A 2,131-nucleotide genomic window follows, 5' to 3' on the forward strand; every position below is an offset into this window, starting at 1 on the left:
CTACGAAGTAGCCCCAAGACCAGACGCCTCGGTACATCAGATAATTCCAGAATTGGCCTTTTGGGAGGGCTTCGCCCTTCAGCGGGAGCAAGCTCCCTCGCCACGGAGGGTCAGGCAGTGATATGGCGAACCCCGAGCAACAAAAGAAAATGCGTGGGATATAACGCATACGCCCAGCGCCGCATCGCCGGTGGATGAAAACGACTCGCGTGGCGCAACAGCATCAGCCCAAGCCATGGCGCGATCAGGCAAGCCACCAGCCCCCAGACCGCCACCGTGTCGCCCAGCCATGCCGCGCCATACAACACCCGCCATTGATTGGCCGCCACGCAGACCATTGCCGGTAGCAACGCGAAATACCAGGGCCGGCGAAACACCAGCAACATCGCCAACGGCAGCAGCACGCCGTAGAACCCGAACATCAACTGTGCCGAGCACAGCGCCGCCAGCAGCAGCGCCGCCAACGCCAGGCATCGCGCCTGCAGGGTGGGGCTTTGCCAGCCGCGCGCTACCAACAATCCCAGCACCAGCGTTGGCATCACGTTCAATGTCGTGGGGTTGGGAACGAACAAGCGGTAGGGAATTTCACTGATCGCGCTGAACAGCAACAGCCAGCCCAGGTAACGCCATGCGAGGGTGCTGGCGCCGTTGCGTGCGAGGTTGGCCGCCATCGCCAGGCAGAACCAGGGAAATGCCAAGCGTCCCGGGACATACAGCCAATCGGCGGAAAAACCGACATATCGCAGATGATCAAGGACCATCGACAACAGTGCCAGCCACTTGAGCAGGTCCAGCGCAGCGTCGCGCCGCCTCATGTGTACAGCGGCGCGCTGGTTTTATGATTTTCTGTCCGAAACATCCCGTGTGCTCCCTCGCTAATCTTGGGTAAAGTGCGCACCACTATCGACCACGGCGTCGCGGACTCAAGCGCGCCGAACCATGGAACCCTCACCCGGGAATTCCACCAGGGATCTCTTACCCAGGACTCTCTATTCAAGGAGCAAGGCCATGACCGACAAGAGCCAACAATTCGCCAGCGACAACTATTCCGGCATTTGCCCCGAAGCCTGGGCGGCCATGGAAGAAGCCAACCAGGGCCACCAGCGCGCCTATGGCGACGATGAATGGACCCACCGCGCGGCGGATGATTTCCGTGCCCTGTTCGAAACCGACTGCGAAGTGTTCTTCGCGTTCAACGGCACTGCCGCCAATTCCCTGGCCCTGTCGTCGCTGTGCCAGAGTTACCACAGCGTGATTTGCTCGGAAACCGCCCACGTCGAAACCGACGAATGTGGCGCGCCGGAATTCTTCTCCAACGGCTCCAAGCTCCTGGTGGCGCGCACCGAAAACGGCAAGCTGACTCCCGAGTCGATCCGCGAGATCGCCCTCAAGCGTCAGGACATCCACTACCCCAAGCCGCGCGTGGTGACCCTGACCCAGGCCACGGAAGTCGGCAGCGTCTACACCCCGGAAGAAATTCGGGCCATCAGCGTCACCTGCAAGGAGCTGGGGTTGAACCTGCACATGGACGGCGCGCGCTTCTCCAACGCCTGCGCCTTCCTTGGCTGCACCCCGGCCGACCTGACCTGGAAGGCCGGTGTCGACGTGTTGTGCTTCGGCGGTACGAAAAACGGCATGGCGGTGGGCGAAGCGATCCTGTTCTTCAACCACGACCTGGCCGAAGACTTCGACTACCGCTGCAAACAGGCCGGGCAACTGGCCTCGAAGATGCGCTTCCTCTCCGCGCCCTGGGTCGGCCTGTTGCAGAACGACGCCTGGCTCAAGCATGCCCGCCACGCCAACCGTTGCGCGCAATTACTGGCGCAACTGGTCAGTGACATTCCCGGCGTCGAGCTGATGTTCCCGGTCCAGGCCAACGGCGTGTTCCTGCAACTCTCGGAACCGGCCATCGCCGCACTGACCGCCAGGGGCTGGCGCTTCTACACCTTCATCGGCAAGGGCGGCGCACGGTTCATGTGCTCGTGGGATACCGAAGAAGCGCGAGTGCGGGAGCTGGCGGCGGATATTCGGGAAGTGATGAGCGCCTGAGGCAATCACCGATTAATCAAGGCTGTTTACCCTTTAGAGCTTCAGGGCTTTCGTGGCGAGGGAGCTTGCCCCCGCTCGGCTG

At 61.9% G+C, this 2,131-nt stretch carries 2 protein-coding genes; one reads left to right on the forward strand and one right to left on the reverse strand.

The annotated features are described in order from the left end of the window. Positions 1–110: 110 nt before the first annotated feature. Positions 111–815, reverse strand: a complete 705-nt coding sequence (locus ACE04F_RS20235; RefSeq protein WP_486109438.1) for a TraX family protein — start codon at positions 813–815, stop codon at positions 111–113. Positions 816–1,008: 193 nt separating this feature from the next. Between ACE04F_RS20235 and ACE04F_RS20240 the strand changes: the two genes are divergently transcribed. Next, positions 1,009–2,049, forward strand: a complete 1,041-nt coding sequence (locus ACE04F_RS20240; protein WP_434655109.1) for a threonine aldolase family protein — start codon at positions 1,009–1,011, stop codon at positions 2,047–2,049. Positions 2,050–2,131 lie beyond the last annotated feature (82 nt).

The organism is Pseudomonas sp. AGC41, assembly GCF_057334555.1.